The sequence below is a fragment of the Phenylobacterium sp. genome, assembly GCF_030697925.1.
Lineage (GTDB): Bacteria > Pseudomonadota > Alphaproteobacteria > Caulobacterales > Caulobacteraceae > Phenylobacterium.
The window spans coordinates 1-1283 of sequence record NZ_JAUYOJ010000030.1 but is presented as its reverse complement, the minus strand read 5'-3'; the positions used below and the strand labels follow the sequence as shown (position 1 = coordinate 1283).

Annotated in this window: 1 protein-coding gene and 1 pseudogene; both read left to right on the top strand. The window is 64.2% G+C overall.

The annotated features are described in order from the left end of the window. Nucleotides 1–211 precede the first annotated feature (211 nt). Entirely contained in the window at nucleotides 212–526 is a 315-nt protein-coding gene (locus Q8Q88_RS03600; protein WP_305673831.1) for a hypothetical protein, read from the top strand. A gap of 166 nt (nucleotides 527–692) precedes the next feature. Beyond that, nucleotides 693–1283: pseudogene (locus tag Q8Q88_RS03595) on the top strand (cell filamentation protein Fic); the annotation flags it as partial.

The following is a 1283-nucleotide window of genomic DNA, read 5'->3' as shown; positions in this document are numbered from 1 at the left end:
CCTGTCCATCTGTTCGCGTGGCCACGCAAGCGAGCGGCTGAACCCCAAGAAGGCCGACCTGGAGCTCTGGCGGCAGACCTTCGCCCAGGCGCTGCGTGACCGGGGCGTCGAAGCCGAGGCGACCCCAAGGCGGGCGCGGGGCGTCACCCGCAAGGCCGAGCGGACGCCGTAGCGGAAGATCCGGGACCGGCAGGAGGCTGGAAAGGGGCCGATGGCGCAGGTCCGCCGCACGGCCTATCGTGAGGCGGCGGGGGCGGCCTTCCAGGGCCGAACCGAGCGCACGTTCTGGGAGCAAAGGATCGTGGCGCGACAACAAGCCGTGCGCGGCCTCTACCTAGCCCAGGCCCAGCTGCTCGGCCGATCAAGCGACCCGGGGGATCGGACTCTGGGCGCCAAGATCGAGGCCTTCGTCCGCGGCATGCCCCAGCCCGATACGCAGCGCCTGGCCCTCGCCCGAGATCTGCGGGCGGCGAACGCCCGACTTGGCCGGAATGCCCCTGAGGCGGGTAAGGAGCGAGGTCGGTGACCGCGCGGCACTGACTAAGCAAGACATCAGTGCGCACCAAAAACGATCCGCCACACAACATAAAACCCTACTTAACGCACAACATAAAAAACTATTATTCGCGCAACACCAAATACGATCCATGCTACAGACTTGAACTCTGGCTCATCAGCCAAGGACGAGTTCCATGCCTACGCCAAACGAGAAACTCGCGAACGCCCTGGAAGCCCTGAAGGCGGTCCAAGCCACAGGACGGGTCGCGATCAAATCCAAGGACCTGACGCGCACCGTCCGCGAGCTGCTGCTGAAGCATGGCTTCCTGCAGGAGGTGATCAAGGGATGGTACATCCCGGCCCGTCCTGGCGCCGGTCCGGGAGAAAGCACCGCCTGGTACACCTCGTTCTGGGATTTCTGTCGGAACTATCTCACCGAGAGATTCGGGTCGGAATGGGCGTTCACACCCGAGCAGTCCCTCGTCCTCCAGGCGGGAAACACCAGCGTACCCACCCAGCTGCTCGTTCGAGCGAGAGGGGCGCACAACCAGGTGACCAACTTCATCCATGGCACCTCTTTGTTCGAGGGCGCGCACACGCTTCCAGAACCCGATGACGCCGTGCAACTGAACGGTCTCAGGCTCTTCAAGCCCGAAGCGGCGCTGATCGCCGCTCAGCCGTCATTCTTCGAGAACTACCCTACGGAAGCGCGAACCATCCTCTCGACGCAACGAGACGCATCCGCCTTGCTCGCCCGCCTGCTCAGCGGAGGTCACACGGTCATC

Excerpts from the sequence above, each read along its gene's own strand:
- Q8Q88_RS03600 (WP_305673831.1), top strand. The coding sequence starts at position 212 with ATGGCGCAGGTCCGCCGCACGGCCTATCGTGAGGCGGCGGGGGCGGCC.